General features: G+C 35.7%; 12 protein-coding genes. 9 read left to right on the forward strand and 3 right to left on the reverse strand.

Annotation, left to right across the window (positions count from 1 at the left end; translation table 11 throughout):
• Nucleotides 1-21: 21 nt before the first annotated feature.
• Nucleotides 22-933 carry a LysR substrate-binding domain-containing protein gene (locus AC2YHV_RS23430; protein ID WP_487374292.1) on the reverse strand — a complete coding sequence of 304 codons (912 nt, stop codon included), beginning with the start codon at nucleotides 931-933 and terminating at the stop codon, nucleotides 22-24.
• Nucleotides 934-1,063: 130 nt separating this feature from the next.
• Here AC2YHV_RS23430 and AC2YHV_RS23435 point away from each other — a divergent pair, with 130 nt between their 5' ends.
• The 8 genes from AC2YHV_RS23435 to AC2YHV_RS23470 all read left to right on the forward strand — a co-directional run bounded on the left by AC2YHV_RS23435 (nucleotide 1,064) and on the right by AC2YHV_RS23470 (nucleotide 10,179).
• Nucleotides 1,064-1,555 (forward strand): 2,4'-dihydroxyacetophenone dioxygenase family protein, encoded by a 492-nt coding sequence (locus AC2YHV_RS23435; RefSeq protein ID WP_487374293.1) that lies wholly within the window; start codon nucleotides 1,064-1,066, stop codon nucleotides 1,553-1,555.
• 658 nt (nucleotides 1,556-2,213) lie between these two features.
• A complete protein-coding gene (locus tag AC2YHV_RS23440; protein ID WP_487374294.1) occupies nucleotides 2,214-3,518 on the forward strand; it encodes an MFS transporter in 1,305 nt (434 codons plus the stop codon).
• Between the two features lie 224 nt (nucleotides 3,519-3,742).
• Nucleotides 3,743-4,483: an SDR family NAD(P)-dependent oxidoreductase gene (locus tag AC2YHV_RS23445; protein ID WP_487374295.1), complete on the forward strand. Its 741-nt coding sequence runs from the start codon at nucleotides 3,743-3,745 to the stop codon at nucleotides 4,481-4,483.
• Between the two features lie 20 nt (nucleotides 4,484-4,503).
• Nucleotides 4,504-5,511: a zinc-dependent alcohol dehydrogenase gene (locus AC2YHV_RS23450; RefSeq protein ID WP_487374296.1), complete on the forward strand. Its 1,008-nt coding sequence runs from the start codon at nucleotides 4,504-4,506 to the stop codon at nucleotides 5,509-5,511.
• A 289-nt stretch (nucleotides 5,512-5,800) separates the two neighbouring features.
• Entirely contained in the window at nucleotides 5,801-5,917 is a 117-nt protein-coding gene (locus tag AC2YHV_RS23455; RefSeq protein WP_487374297.1) for a CAT RNA binding domain-containing protein, read from the forward strand.
• On the forward strand, nucleotides 5,877-6,644 hold the full coding sequence (licT, locus tag AC2YHV_RS23460) for a BglG family transcription antiterminator LicT (RefSeq protein ID WP_487374298.1): 768 nt from the start codon (nucleotides 5,877-5,879) through the stop codon (nucleotides 6,642-6,644). The genes AC2YHV_RS23455 and licT overlap by 41 nt, the downstream gene beginning before the upstream one ends.
• Nucleotides 6,645-6,761: 117 nt before the next feature.
• Nucleotides 6,762-8,648, forward strand: a complete 1,887-nt coding sequence (locus tag AC2YHV_RS23465; protein ID WP_487374299.1) for a beta-glucoside-specific PTS transporter subunit IIABC — start codon at nucleotides 6,762-6,764, stop codon at nucleotides 8,646-8,648.
• 88 nt (nucleotides 8,649-8,736) lie between these two features.
• Complete coding sequence (locus AC2YHV_RS23470) at nucleotides 8,737-10,179, forward strand: 6-phospho-beta-glucosidase (RefSeq protein WP_487374300.1); 1,443 nt, start codon at nucleotides 8,737-8,739, stop codon at nucleotides 10,177-10,179.
• 217 nt (nucleotides 10,180-10,396) lie between these two features.
• On the opposite strand, the gene AC2YHV_RS23475 is transcribed toward AC2YHV_RS23470, so the two are convergent.
• A complete protein-coding gene (locus AC2YHV_RS23475; RefSeq protein ID WP_487374301.1) occupies nucleotides 10,397-10,663 on the reverse strand; it encodes a hypothetical protein in 267 nt (88 codons plus the stop codon).
• A gap of 1,050 nt (nucleotides 10,664-11,713) precedes the next feature.
• Nucleotides 11,714-12,472 carry a GTP cyclohydrolase II gene (locus AC2YHV_RS23480; RefSeq protein WP_487374302.1) on the reverse strand — a complete coding sequence of 253 codons (759 nt, stop codon included), beginning with the start codon at nucleotides 12,470-12,472 and terminating at the stop codon, nucleotides 11,714-11,716.
• 691 nt (nucleotides 12,473-13,163) lie between these two features.
• Here AC2YHV_RS23480 and AC2YHV_RS23485 point away from each other — a divergent pair.
• A complete protein-coding gene (locus tag AC2YHV_RS23485; RefSeq protein ID WP_487374303.1) occupies nucleotides 13,164-15,233 on the forward strand; it encodes a bifunctional aldolase/short-chain dehydrogenase in 2,070 nt (689 codons plus the stop codon).
• Nucleotides 15,234-15,261: the final 28 nt, after the last annotated feature.

Below are 15,261 nucleotides of genomic sequence, written 5' to 3' on the forward strand. Positions count from 1 at the left end.
AAGTAAGCCATAAGATCAGTTCTAATTAGAACTGATCTTATGGGTTTTTGGAATGTATGAACCTTTAACAAATTCAATAAACGCTTTGTTTATAGAATTTTTTATTTCACTTTTCCAAATTAGAGCTGTGACGGTAGAAAAAGGGGGATTTTTCACTTCACGATATACAACTTCATTTTGCAAAAGAAATTTTATAGAAGATGCTACTAAAGCTACACCTATGCCCGCAGAAACTAATGATATAACAGTAGACACCTCATCTGTTTCTTGTACTATTTTGGGGCTAAATCCTGCTTGGAAACAACAGTTAATTAATCCATCGTAATGAACTTGATTAGCCATTCTGCTCGTCATAATAAATGAATCATTGGCGAAATTGATTAAGTCGATTGAAGAAGTTTCAGTGGCTAAAGGATGTTCCTTCGGCAAGGCAATAATTAATGGTTCTTGCCTTAATATTTGAAAAGAAAACTCATCATTCTCAAGGGGTTCACTTACAATACCTACATGGATGTTTCCTTTTTGTAATGCTTCAATTTGTTCTGCAGATGTGAGTTGCTTCAAAATTACTTGAACAGCTGGATACTCTTTTCTATATTGTTTAATTATGGTGGGAAGAATATCAAAGGAAGCTGTAGCAATGAAACCAATAATAATTTTGCCAATCTCCCCACGATTAATCATTTGGATTGTATTGATGGAGTCCTCTAAATTATCAAATAATTGATAAACTCTATCCAAAAATACTTCTCCTTCTTGAGTTAAATTTACACTTCTTTTCGTTCGGTGGAAAAGCTGAACACCAATTTCCTCTTCTAATTGACGAATTTGAATACTTAATGGTGGCTGTTCCATATTTAAACGGGCAGCAGCCTTACCGAAATGTAACTCCTCGGCAACAGTTTTGAAATATCTAAGATGGCGTAACTCCAATTTGTTCACCTCACGATTAATATTTATTATATATTAGTCATTATATAAATGTATATTAGATATATCAATAGGCTTATTATAAAATGAATTTGTGATGATGAATCGCTTACCAATAAGAGGGGGAGATAAAATGCCAGAACTAGACTTACTACGATTTACAGAAAAGTATAATTTACCAGACCAAGCTATCGATGTGAATGATATACCTTGGATTCCAACTCATGGGGAAGACGATGGAGTGTGGTTTAAGCCAATTCGATTTGATTTAACATCAGGAAGTTGGATACACATTTCAAAATTTGAAGCTAAAAAAGGAAATGCTAGACATAGACATACTGGGGGGACAGTTTTAGCTTATACACTTCAAGGGTCATGGAGATATTTGGAGCGAGATTGGGTAGCAAAACCAGGTACATTTATCTACGAACCACCGGGCGATGTACATACTTTAGTGGTTGATGGAGAAGAAGATATGATTACACTGTTTTATTTAAGCGGAGTCATTGAATATTTCGATGAGGGAGGAAATGTTGTAAAACAGGATGATGTTTTTTATAGAATGAAAAAGTATTTAGACTACTGTGAAAAATACAATATCCCTGTGAAAGATTTAACGTTTTAAAACAGCTTTTTGAAATTTTTGTTAATTAAAGATACTGGTAGGTATCTAGATTTTAAATGATAAAAAACTTTACTACTAAAATCACAGAATAATCTTAATTTAACAGTAGTAGAACAAGAAAAAGAAATTTATTACTAATTATAAATATATTTAGTAATTAGTAATCTTTAAGGAATGTCTACTATACTAACAGATAACATTTTCTGTATTAAGTATGAAATTAGACAAAATCAAACACTATGTTGGTTTTGTCTTTTTTGTACAAACCTTTTAAGGAACTGATGAAGTTTATATCTACAAATTCATTGCAAAGTAAAGAAAACGTTGTCATACAGGCAAATAGTTTTTCCATACACATATAAAGGCCGAGGGAGATACCTGGAGAAAGTGCGGGTTTCTACCAATAAGTATGAATATCTCCTAAATCAAAAAATGTTTAGGACATCTTTATTTAAATACAGGATAGTGACAGTTTGTATTGGGCTTTATTCATTATTATGAAAGGGTTTTCAAATGTGATGGGCTAAATGGATTTATGTATTTGAGAACGTTGAGAAATTACTAAAGAAAGATTTCCCAGTAGTAAGAAAGGAAATGCTGCACTAATAAGTTTTTCGAAAGGTTTAAATTTGATAAATAATAGGACAGAGGTGAAAGGATGGAAGCAAAGGCGATTATAAAGCAAGAAGAATTAGATCCTACAATAAAGGGCAGTTATCGCTGGAAAGTGATCATTCCAATGATATTTGTCATGTATTTAATGGCATATATCGACCGAACCAATATTTCGTTTGCGTTGACTGAGATGCAAAAAACATTTGCTATTACATCAACGGTAAGTGGGTTTATCGCAGGGGTATTTTTTTGTGGATATATCTTATTAATGGCACCAATGGGTCATTTTGCGAGCCGAAAAAGTGCGCGCAACATTGTTTTAATTTTAGGGTTATTAACAGGTGTTTTTTCGAGTCTACAGGGCTTGGTTAATAGTGTTGAAATGCTCATTTTTATTCGTTTCTTGTTAGGGCTCGTTGAAGGCGGAATTTATCCAGCAATGGGTGTGTTAATAGCGAATTGGTTTCCTCAAAATGAACGTGGGCGAGCTACAAGTTCTTTCTACTTATATATTACAGTTGCTCCTTTGATTATGTCGCCGGTTTCAGGATACATTATTTCGAATATTCATTGGTTTGGGTTAGATAGTTGGCGATGGGTGTTTATTACACAAGGGATTCCGGTGTTACTTTTCTCTATACTGTTCTACTATTTAGTTCCAGATCATCCGTCCAAATCATCGAGAATCAGTGCTCAAGAACGTAATTTTTTGCTAAAACAACAAGAGATTGAAGCAAGTAAGCCTAAAGCGATTCAGGAAAAATCCTATTGGAAGGCGGCATTGAATCGTAATTTTATCTTTGTGTCACTTGCTTACTTTATGGCTGGGGGAATTGGAAACTATGGAATTATTATTTGGTTACCAGTAATTCTTAAAGAGTTTTCGAATTTTGGCTATACCGCAGTTGGGTTCATTTCGGCAATTCCGTGGTTGATTGGTACCGTTGGGATGGTTTCGGTAGGGGTTATTAATGATAAATTTAGAAATAAACGAGTATTATTGTTTTTATTAAATGTAATTGCGGGGATTTCTTTACTTTCCGCGATTCTTGTTCTTGAGTCTAACATATGGTTAGCTATTTCCTTGATTAGTATTACCATTGTTGGTGGGATGGCTTCTTCTTCTGTATTTTTGACATTAATTGCGGACGTATTCCCGAAAAATATACTTGGTGGAATGACAGGTCTTTGGAATTCGATCGGGAATGTAGGTGGATTCGTCGGACCATTTGTTGTTGGGGTGCTAATGTCAGGAGGCAACAAATTAACAGGTGTAGGTTTCTTATCAGTCTGTTATCTTATTGGTTCTATTTTAGTTTTGTTTGTTAAATTACGTAAAGAAGATTGAGTATGTAAAAAGTAACCCGAAGTGAAAAAGGATACTGAAAAAGTCGCTGGCAACGAAAATTCTTCACAATTTAGTGAAGAAAAAGAAAATTATTATCTGTATATCATATACAATGATTCTTTTTCTTTTTGAAGCTGATTTCTTTAGTGAAATGGGGTGAAGTCGTCTTAATTTCTAAATTGTAAGTTAATTGTTATTCAAATGATTATATAGGAGTAGTGTAAATGTTCAATCTATCTGATAAGACGGCTTTAATTACTGGGGGTACAGGTACTCTAGGGAAAAGTATAGCGAAAGCTCTTGGTCGTGCAGGAGCGAAAGTGGTCATTACTGGAATAGAAAACGAGCAAAAAGTGGTTTCTATCAAAGAAGAGTTTTCAAAAGAGAATATACATGTAATATATGAACACCTTGACATCACAATGATCAAAAATATAGAAGAAGTAGTCAATAAATATTCTACTATCGATATATTAATTAACTCTGCTGGAATCAATGCTCGTCAACCAATACTCAATATAAGTGAACAAGATTGGGACAATGTAATAGATGTTAACTTGAAGGGAGCATTTTTCACTTCAAAAATAGTAGCAAAAAAAATGTTAGAAAGAAAAAGGGGAAAGATTATTAACTTAGCTTCATTAAGCAGTCACATAGGGTTGCCAAACATGGGACCATATTGTGCATCGAAAGGCGGTATTAATCAATTAACTAAAGCTATGGCCATAGAATGGGCTCCATATATTCAAGTGAATGCCATCGCTCCTGGATATTTTCATACTGAATTGACTGCTCCTTTATTCCAAGATAAGGAGTGGGCTGATAGTATTCTTTCAAAAATACCAACCGGAAGAACAGGAAAACCTGAAGATTTAAATGGATTGGCTGTTTTGCTTGTTTCCTCTGCTTCTGACTATATTACAGGACAGACAATATATGTAGATGGTGGTTGGACTGCATCATAAATCAATAAGGGAGAGATATCATGAAAGCCGTTGTTAAATCAAATTCACCACAAAAAATAGATTTACAAGAAAGATCTTTACCCCTTTTAAATGACGGTGAAATACTTGTTGAAGTTGCTTATTGTGGAGTTTGTGGAAGCGATCTCCATGCTTTTAATCATTCTAGGGGGTACGAATTTGTGAAAATAAATACGACTCTCGGTCATGAAATATCCGGTATAGTCGTAGAAGTATTTAATGAAGAGAATAGGCACTTAATTAATAAAAATGTGATAGTTGAGTCTATGTATTATTGCAATGAATGTGAAAACTGTAAACGGGGAAGGTATTCTATATGCTATAACAACCAAGTAATTGGTCTTCATTATGACGGTGGTATGGCTCAATTTGTAAAAATAAATGTGAATTCCGTTAAAGAAACCGATAAAAATTTGCCATTAGATATCGCAGCACTTATAGAGCCTATGTCAATCGCAGTTCATGCTGTTAATAAAATTAAAAATATAGGTGCTGAAGATACTATTTTAGTACAAGGTCCTGGCATTATAGGATTCTTTATTGGTCTAATATGTGCACATAAAAAGGCAAATGTCATTCTAACTGGATTAGAAAAAGACTATGAATACAGACTATCAAAAGTTAATAACTTTGGTATGACTGCATTAATCGCTGATAAACAAAAACTAGAAGTGCCTATTGACTATATATTTGAATGTTCTGGATCCTCTGCGGCACTAAAAACAGGCTTTAATACTTTAAAGAAAGGGGGAGAAATTGTTGTGGTAGCTCTTTATGAACAAGAAACCCCTTTGTTTTTAACGGATTTAGTTCGTAATGAGTGGTCCTTACTAACAAGTTATGGGAGTGATCCAGTAGATTATAATGACGCTAGTAAACTTTTAATTGAATATAAAGATCAATTAAGAGAAATAGTTTCATTTTTTCCTATGGTTGAAGCTGAACAAGCGTTTACAGAAAGTTTAAATCAAAATGTTTTAAAGGCTATAATTTATAATCAGGAAATATAGAAAATATGTTCTGATGCAAATTTGGAAAAAATAACAATGAATTTGTTGACAACAATTTATGGAGAAATTAGATTGTTTCATTACACAAAATATATTAAAAGAGGTGTGACAGCCATAAAAATAAAATATTGCAAGCGTGTTATTGATGCTTTATAAATAAGTATCAATCGAATAAATTATTTGGGATTGTGACTGGTAAAACAGGCAAAACCTAAATAGGTAAAGTTTCTTGTTTATGCAAGAGACGTGCTTATCTAGGTTTTTTTGTTTGAAGGTCGATGAGAGGTAGGTGAGCAAATTGATCATAAAAAAGATTTTTAATAATAATGTGGTGTTAACTGAAGATGAAAATCAAAAAGAAATGATTGCTATGGGGAAAGGAATTTCCTTCCAAAAAAAAGGTTGATGATCTTATTAATGAAAGTTTGATTGATAAACGTTTTTTATTGGAATCAGAAGAAAATGTTCATAAAATGACTGAGTTATTAAGCGGTATTCCGCCGACATACCTTGAGATCGCTGATGATATTATTCAATATGGTAAAAAAGAAATCAATGCAGAGTTAAGTAAATCGATATATATAGGTTTAATGGATCATTTAAATTTCGCCATTGATAGACATAAAAAAGGACAAGATATAAAAAACACATTGATATTTGAAATAAAAAAATTGTACCCGAAGGAATATAAAGTAGGACTTTACGGGATATTAGTTATCAATGAAAAATTAGGAATAAATTTACCTGAAGACGAAGCTGGATTTATTGCATTGCATTTCTTAAACGCCCAACAGGATAGTCTAAATATGAGCCGAACCGTTGAATTCACGAAAATGATTCAAGCAATTATTAATATCGTTCAATTGTTTTATAAAACAACTTTAGACGAAGATTCCATGAATTATCATCGATTTGTCACTCACTTGCGATATTTATCCTATCGCATCCAAAACCGTGACCCAGTTTCTCAGGAAGATGAGAAGTTATTTATGCAAGTGAAAGAAAACTATCCACTTGCATATCAATGTGCTCTCAAAATAAACGAGTATTTAAAAATTAAATATCATACGGAATTATCTAAAGAAGAACTCACTTATTTTATGATTCATATTCAGCGAGTTACTTCAAGATAAGTTAAATTAAAAGGATTGTGACTTTCGGTAGGCAAAACCTGGTAAAAGAGACAAAAGAGTCTTTTTTATCAGGTTTTTATTTTTTCTAATAAAAAAGAAGAAAAGGAGAATAAAAAAATGAACACAAAAGAGTTAGCGATATTTGTAATAGAGAATGTCGGCTCGGAAGAAAATGTCATTAAAGTAGTCCATTGTGCCACTCGTTTGAGATTTACGTTGAAAGATCGTTCTGAAGTAAACAAAGAAGCGCTGCAAAGCAATGATGATGTTTTAGCTGTCGTTGAAAGCGGTGGACAATTTCAAGTGGTCATTGGTGGAAAAGTTGCGGATGTGTATCAGGAAATAATGAGGCAAACAAACTTATCACAAGTGGCATCGGCATCAGCGGACAAAAGCCAGGAAAAGGTTGGGGTAATATCCAAAGTCTTTGATGTCATCTCCGGAACATTCAGCCCGCTGATTCCATTATTAGCGGGGTGCGGATTGCTTAAAGCTTTATTAACATTATGTATTACATTTGGATGGATGGTGAAAGAAAGTGGTCTTTATATCTCACTTTCGGCAACCGGTAATGCTATATTCTATTTCTTGCCGGTTTTTGTAGGATTCACGCTTGCTAATAAATTAAATGCAAATGGATATATTGGTGCTGTAATTGGCGCTGCCCTACTTGAGCCGAACTATACAAACCTTTTGGTAAAAGGAGCCGCGGTAGTTGATATTTTTGGCATTCCAGTTATTCCTGTCAGCTATGCAAATTCTGTCTTTCCTATTTTTATTGCAGTCATAGCTTTCTCATTTTTAGAAAAGTTATTAAAGAAAATTATTTTGAAAGATTTGCAATTCCTTTTAGTTCCATTAGTTTCATTAGTTGTTATCGTACCTTTAAGCTTTCTGGCATTTGGTCCATTCGGAACTTATTTGGGCGCAGGTATTGCAAATGGAATAGAAGTATTATTAAGTTTTAGTCCCATATTAACAGGTGCTGTACTTGGTAGTGGGTATATGTTCTTAGTAATCTTTGGACTTCACTGGGGGATTGTACCGATTACATTACAAAATTTACAAAATGGAGGCGACCCGCTTGGTCCGATGAAAGCAGGACCTACATTTGCTCAAATGGGCGTTGCAGCAGGGGTCTTTCTAAAAACAAAAGACAAAAAATTAAAGGCAATTGCCGGCCCAGCAGCTATTACAGGGATGATGGCCGGTGTAACCGAACCAATTCTATATGGTATCGTTTTGAAATACAGAAGAACGATTCCTTATATTGTAATTTCCGGTGCTATTGGCGGTGCTTTAGGTGCGTCTTTAGGTGTTGAACTAAAAACGTATTCGTTCTATAGCATGTTAAGTATCCCGGCTTTTGCACCGATTAGTATGCATGTACTGAGTGTCTCGGCCAGTTTCATTATTGCGCTTGCTCTTACTTATTTCTTTGGATATGAAAGTAAAGCTACTGTAAATAAACATCAAACAACAGAAAATGTTTCTGAATTGAAAAATGAGGTCAACGATAATTCAAATGAAACAATTTATTTGCCTGTTCAAGGTAAAAGAGTACCTTTAACGGATGTCAATGATGAAGTTTTTTCTTCAGGTGCTATAGGGAAAGGAATTGCTATTGAACCAATTGAAGGGATGGTCACTTCACCAGTTAACGGTGTTATTACAACTGTATTCCCGACAGGGCATGCTATTGGCATTACATCTGCCAGCGGTGCTGAAGTATTAATTCATGTCGGTTTAAACACAGTGAACCTTCAAGGTAAATACTTCAATCCAATTATAAAAACAGGTGATTTCGTCCAAGTGGGAGATAAATTAGTTGAATTTGATATAGAGAAAATTAGAGAGGCAGGTTTTGACTTAACAACACCAATTATTGTCACAAATACAGATCATTATCTCGATGTTATTCCGCATACTCTTTCTAATGCTCAAGAAGTATTAACACTAATTAAAAAGCAGGATATCAGAGACACATCAGTTAATTTTTGTTGAAAAGTTAGAGATGTAGTTTCAAACTGACAACTCCGATTAGAAGATGCTTACAAGAGTTATTAATAAATAATTAAAAAGGAGAATGAAAATGACTAAACTAACATTTCCAGATGGTTTCTTATGGGGTGGAGCAGTATCCGCCCATCAATTGGAAGGTGGCTGGAATAAAGGTGGAAAAGGATTAAGTGTTGCCGATGTCATGACTGCTGGTGCCAACGGGGTACCAAGGGAAATTACAGACGGTATTATTGAGGGGGGAAATTATCCTAATCTTGAAGCTATTGATTTTTACAGCCAATATAAAGAAGATATCGCTTTATTTGCAGAAATGGGCTTTAAATGTTTTAGAACCAGCATCGCATGGACACGTATTTTCCCTAATGGAGATGAAAGCGAACCGAATGAACAGGGATTGCAATTTTATGATGACATGTTTGATGAATTGTTGAAACATGGGATTGAACCAGTTATTACATTGAGCCATTTTGAAATGCCTTATCATTTGGCAAAAGAATATGGCGGTTGGAGAAACAGAAAGGTCATTGATTTCTTCGTACGTTTTTCTACTACTGTAATGGAACGCTACAAAGATAAGGTGAAATACTGGATGACTTTTAATGAAATTAATAATCAAAAAAATATCTCTAATGATATTTTTGGATGGACCTGTTCAGGAGTGAAGTATTCTGAATGCAAGAACCCTGAGGAAAGCATGTATCAAGCTGTTCATCATGAATTAGTGGCTAGTGCCTTAGTGGTGAAGAAAGGACATGAGATCAACCCTAATTTGAAAATTGGTTGTATGTGTGCTTTTGTGCCACTGTATCCTTACTCATGTAATCCAAATGATATGATTCTTGCGTTGGAAAGTATGCATGACCGTTTCTTTTTTGCAGATGTGCATGTAAGAGGTCATTATCCTAGCTATGCATTAAGTGAATGGAAGAGAAAAGGATATGATATAAAAATGGAACCGGAAGATAGCAAAATCTTGGCAGAAGGAACAGTTGATTATATTGGGTTTAGTTATTACATGTCAAGAGTGGTTAAAGCAGAAACAAATACAGATACTAGTAAGCTAGTAGACGGTGGAAATCAATATTCAGTACCAAACCCATATGTTAAGGCAAGTGACTGGGGATGGCAGATCGATCCAGTTGGATTAAGGTATGCTTTAGCTACTCTCTATGAGAGATATGAATTGCCATTGTTTATCGTAGAAAACGGTTTTGGTGCTATCGATGTAAAAGAAGCAGATGGAAGTTGTAATGATGATTATCGAATTGAATATCTTGCATCTCATATTAAAGAAATGAAAAAGGCAATAGATTTAGACGGTGTAGACTTAATGGGGTATACTCCCTGGGGATGCATTGACTTGGTTTCCTTTACAACTGGTGAAATGAAAAAACGTTATGGTTTTATCTATGTAGATAAAGATAATGATGGTAATGGAACATTAAAGAGAAGCAAGAAGAAATCTTTTGACTGGTATAAAAATGTAATTGCAAGCAATGGAGGAATTTTATAGGGGATTTAGAAAGTACAGGGTCTAATTTAAAGCTGGCTTTAATATCAAGTAGTAAAAAAAGCGTTGCTGATGGCAATGCTTTTTTTACTGTTGTTAGGTAATTTATGCGCAGATGAACATCGCTCTTCTAGCAGCTAATGTAGCTGCGTATTTAAAGCCTTGTTTTTTAGGTCGAACCTTCTTAGCTAGCGTGTTAAGATCTAGATATGCGGAGAAATCAGGTTTTGCTAGATAGGATGCTTTGTTGAATGGAAAAATCAAACAATTTACCGACGAAATAAGATTCATCATCGTAAATGACACTATCAGCAATGTAATATTCACTTATATTTTCATCTAACATATCTGGATTCCCGACTAAAGCTGCTTTCATAATTTTTTCTTCATTATTCTTCAACATTTCTGTTGCAAGTCTAGTTATCGTTTCCGTATAGAAAATTTCATCATAAAAGATTGTGTCTTCAGGTAAGTCCCAGCCAAACAAAGAACCAAACTCTTCTTCTACTCCTGTATTGGTAACATTGAATTATCAGGGATGGGCAAGGTTATCTTTCATGGTTTGGCAATAATATGGTAATAATCATAGCGCAATAATCATCTTCATAGTCCTATGAGGGAGGGTCAAAGCGAGGTTATTCGCTTTGTCCTTTCTAAATAATGATAAAGTAAATACTGGAAGGGGGTGTACAAGTCGTTGAAAACTAACTGACTGGCGCCTTTTTATTTTTGCTCACCCGTCTTTTCCACTGACGGGAGTTGAACTTAGTGTAGAGTTTATCTGTTTAGTTTAGCTTAATTCCACTAATCAATGTGCTAAAAAGGATCATGGATCGTTAGGGAACAAAGCATTTGTTATGCCATTGAGATTGCGAAGATTTTCGCTTGGGGTTCCATAAAATTCCTTTTTGTTTACTGGAAATCGTTTGAAAGAATTTTTGATATCCATAAATAACCAGTTATTTTTTAACCGCTGATGGTCATTATAAATAAAGAAGAAGGGGCTACTACTGATTACGTATGATTCACATCATATAGTAAATGAGGTGTTAGTTAAAGACGTTTAACTTAACTACTGATAGCTTCATTAAAAAATCGATTCGAGCAAGGAGATGGTTCTCTTGCACGTAAAAGCAGAAAACTCATTCAATAATTGTCATTTATGCTTTGAAAGTTGATGAAACTTTTAAGATATAGGGGATGATTGCTTTGGATGGTAAACTCTAGTCAGATACCAGTTCTTACTCTAATGTAGATGAGGTGTTTATCGCAGAGAATTTATGCTGATTCGAAATGAAGCAAACCCCTTTTTCAGGCAGGGTGCAACGTTCCGTTGCATCCTGTTTTTATGTATTTTCTTATTATCCAGACGTGAGCAATTTTATTATTCCCTTATATTCGTATGTGTTTTCATTTTACGGTAACCTGTGTGTTATAAATCAAAGAACTTAATAAGGAAAAGCATGCGGTAACAAGTTGATTTATTCCATTTCAAACCTATTTAGGGGTATAAACAATTTCATATAAAACAAATAATTCATTCATTTTTACTATCTTTTAAATGACCGGAACGTACGACTTTAGTTTTTAAATATTTTTCATTAAACTCGGAAATGTCTCCCCATAACGGAACTCTGCCTGCAACATTGGCACCTGAGTTTTGGAGAGCCTCTAATTTTCTCGGATTGTTGGTGATAAGGGTCACTGGATTAGAGCGCAGTTTTTTTAACACCCGAATGGCGTCATCATAGTTACGTGCGTCATCCACAAATCCAAGCTCCAAATTCGCTTCCACCGTATCCAATCCTTTTTCTTGCAGAACATAAGCCATGGCTTTACTAAATAATCCGATGCCTCTTCCTTCGTGATTCGCTAAATAAAATAAAGCCCCGGAGCCTTGAGTTGCAATCATTTTCATAGCCTGCTTTAATTGAAAGCCACAATCACAGCGTTTGCTTCCGAATATATCGCCAGTATGACAAATACTATGCATCCGGATAAGTGCATCAGCTGAATGTTGAAAATCTCCATACAGTAACACACTGGATTGCTGCATTTCCGATAAGTTGGAAGAGGCTAAAGTTTCAATGATCTTATCTATATTATAAGGGCCGTCACCACAAAAATGACCCGCCATATTCTCACATCGTAACCAGCAATACCACTGGAATATAATTGTTTCGCCCTCTAAGTTTACGGGTAATTTGATTGGGCCGACTAAATAAATGGATGTTTCATCACTTTTAATAACGTTAATTTTATCTTCTAATATCAAAGCCACTTTTGCATTAATCATATAAACTTCCTCCCGAAAATAATTCTAATACTACGATTCATTTCATATTGTACCCAATCCACTCTTTTGTGAATCTTTGATTTTAAATAGAAAAAAAGCTCCAAATGTACTAAAACGAAAGACAATAGCAAAAGGTTAACCCCATCTTTGGTGTGAAAGCCCAAGACCATTTCTTATTTGAACAGTAACTCATATAACCTCAATAAAGCCACAGCACCGATTTTTCAAATGGAATTCGATTAAAAACACTGTATCTCTTAATTTCAGTAAAAAGGATTGAGAAGCATTATTGCATCAATGGTATTTGGATTAGAAAGAAGTTTGTCGAGCTGCCTGTTTACCCGTGAAAATTATGTCTTTCCGTAGGAAATGTCCTGCGAAGTCTTTGGGAAGTTTTGCATCTTTCTTTTTCTAAGATGGAAGGGACATGATGTTTACATTCCTGGTCATTTGTTGTATTTACGTTTATTTTACAGACTTCATCTAAGGAAAATGGTGATTTTTTAGATGATATTTACCTTGCAGAATGATTTGGATTGTTGAAAATGCGGATACATCCATTGTCTTTCACGCTCAACGATTTTCCTTGTTTTCGTAAAATTGGAAACAATTAAAAAAACTTCTTCAAATGAAAACAAAAGTGTTATACAATAAAACAAACACAAATAAAGATAAACGGGGGTAAAACAAAATGGTTAATAATTTATGGAATGATAAAGAAGCGTCAAAAGTGACATCTGGAGTAGAAGAACTGGTATATCGGTCTAATTTAATCGGTACAGATCGAGCCGTCTGCAACTGGGGAGGCGGCAATACATCCATGAAAACATTGGAAAAGGATTTTCGTGGCCGGGAAATTGAAGTCATGTGGGTTAAAGGAAGCGGTTCCGACCTTGCAACAATGAAAGCGGGCAATTTCACAGGTTTGAATCTAGCGGATATTCACCCTTTAATCGAGCGTGATGACATGCCTGATGCAGATATGGTTGAATATTTGTCACACTGCATGATCGACAGTAAGCATCCACGTATGTCGATTGAAACTTTACTTCATGCCTTCCTTCCCTTTAAACATGTTGACCACACACATCCAGATGCAATTATTAGTCTTTGCTGTGCAGACAATGGAAAAGAAGTCGCCAATGAAATTTTCGGTGATCGTTTTGTCTGGGTACCATATGAGCGCCCTGGCTTCACTTTGTCTAAAATGATCGCAAAAGGTGTGAAAAATAACCCGCAAGCCGAGCTTGTTTTAATGGAAAAACACGGATTGGTTACTTGGGGTGAAACATCGAAAGAAGCCTATGAAAAAACCATATCGATCATAACGGAAGCAGAAGAGTTTATTAAAAGCCGCCAGCATGAAGAAGATGCATTTGGTGGACAGGCATTTGACTCTTTACCTGAAGCAGAGCGCAAAAAGGTACTTGCTTCGATTATGCCGGTTATCCGCGGTGCTGTGGGCGAGGAGAAAAAAATGCTTTTAACCTTTGACGATGCAGATGATGTCCTGCAATTTTTGAACAGCAAAAATGCGGCAGCCTTATCACAAGTCGGTGCCGCTTGCCCGGATCACCTTGTACATACAAAAATGAAGCCGCTTTTCATTAACTGGGATCCTCAAAATGAACGGACTGAATCCTTGGTGGAAAAAGTTAAAACGGGTATTCAACAATATAAGGAAGAATATAAGCAATACTTCGAGCGCAATAAAAACGGAGGCGATGTGATGTTTGAGGCGGCACCACGAGTTATTTTGATTCCAGGTGTCGGAATGGTCAACACAGGCAGAAACGTAGCCATGGCTAACGTGAGCGGAGCACTTTACCATCGAGCGATTGCGGTTATGAAAGGGGCAACAGCACTTGGCGAGTTCGTATCTCTCAGTGAAAATGAGTCATATAACGTTGAATACTGGCCACTTGAGCTTTATAAATTGTCTCTTTCGCCGGCAGAAGCGGAGTTCTCACGCAAAGTAGCCTTCATTACAGGCGGTGCGGGCGGTATTGGCAGCGCAACAGCACGGCGTTTAGTTTCTGAAGGTGCCCATGTAGTTCTAGCTGATTTAAATATTGAAGGTGCTGAAAAAGTTGCGGATGAAATCAATAAAGAATACGGGGAAATACGTGCTGCAGCTTTTAAAATGGATGTTACTAGTGAAGAGCAGGTACAGGATGCCTTTGAGAAATCAGCTCTTACATTTGGGGGAATTGATATTATCGTCAACAATGCCGGCCTTGCCACATCCAGCCCGTTTGATGAAACAACCTTAAAAGAATGGAACCTAAACATGAATGTACTGGGTACAGGCTATTTCCTTGTAGCACGTGAAGCTTTTAAGCAAATGAAACAACAGGGTACAGGAGGAAATATGGTATTTGTGGGATCGAAAAACTCTGTTTACGCTGGAAAAAATGCTTCTGCTTACAGTTCAGTCAAAGCACTTGAAACACATCTAGCACGATGCATTGCAGTGGAAGGCGGGGATTTCGGAATCCGTGTTAATTCTGTTTTGCCAGACGCCGTATTACAAGGATCTTCCATTTGGGGATCGGGTTGGCGTCAAGAGCGTGCCGCTGCATACGGAATAGAACCAGACCAGCTTGAAGATCATTACAAAAAACGTACGACATTGCTAGTAAACATATTCCCGGAAGACATTGCTGAGTCCATAGCGTTTTTCGCTTCATCAAAAGCAGACAAAACAACGGGTTGCATGGTCACTGTAGACGGCGGTGTACCTGGAGCTTTTAATCGCTGAATAGGTTTTGCCTGTTTTCTTGGATTTT

The sequence above is a fragment of the Peribacillus sp. SRI_006 genome (genome assembly GCF_057586375.1).

Coding starts and splice junctions, on each gene's coding strand:
- AC2YHV_RS23440 (WP_487374294.1), top strand. CDS start 2,214: ATGGAAGCAAAGGCGATTATAAAGCAAGAAGAATTAGATCCTACAATA.
- AC2YHV_RS23445 (WP_487374295.1), top strand. CDS start 3,743: ATGTTCAATCTATCTGATAAGACGGCTTTAATTACTGGGGGTACAGGT.
- AC2YHV_RS23480 (WP_487374302.1), bottom strand. CDS start 12,472: ATGATTAATGCAAAAGTGGCTTTGATATTAGAAGATAAAATTAACGTT.
- AC2YHV_RS23470 (WP_487374300.1), top strand. CDS start 8,737: ATGACTAAACTAACATTTCCAGATGGTTTCTTATGGGGTGGAGCAGTA.
- AC2YHV_RS23465 (WP_487374299.1), top strand. CDS start 6,762: ATGAACACAAAAGAGTTAGCGATATTTGTAATAGAGAATGTCGGCTCG.
- AC2YHV_RS23435 (WP_487374293.1), top strand. CDS start 1,064: ATGCCAGAACTAGACTTACTACGATTTACAGAAAAGTATAATTTACCA.
- AC2YHV_RS23450 (WP_487374296.1), top strand. CDS start 4,504: ATGAAAGCCGTTGTTAAATCAAATTCACCACAAAAAATAGATTTACAA.
- AC2YHV_RS23485 (WP_487374303.1), top strand. CDS start 13,164: ATGGTTAATAATTTATGGAATGATAAAGAAGCGTCAAAAGTGACATCT.